The sequence below is a fragment of the Streptomyces sp. A012304 genome (assembly GCF_026008495.1).
GTDB lineage: Bacteria > Actinomycetota > Actinomycetes > Streptomycetales > Streptomycetaceae > Streptomyces.
Genome location: NZ_BQUN01000214.1, coordinates 1 through 209 on the forward strand (window position 1 = coordinate 1; position 209 = coordinate 209).

The 209-nt window shown below is 75.1% G+C and carries 1 pseudogene; it reads right to left on the reverse strand.

Annotation, left to right across the window (positions count from 1 at the left end):
- Positions 1-206, reverse strand: a pseudogene (locus ALMP_RS42520) (hydrogenase expression protein); the annotation flags it as partial.
- Positions 207-209: the final 3 nt, after the last annotated feature.

The window sequence follows — 209 nt, forward strand, 5'->3', positions numbered from 1 at the left end:
GGCGTGACGCGGATCGCGTACGGGTTGGGGCCGGCCGTCGCGTCCGGGGTGCGCGGCGGGGCGAACGTCAGCTCGACCGTGCCCGTCGTGCCGGGGTAGAGCCGCAGCGTCGGCGGCTCCACCGTCGTCCACGGCGCGACGCTCCCCACCGGTTCGAAGCGGTACTCGTCGACGACGTCACCGGTGTTGCGCACCCGCAGCCGCACCGT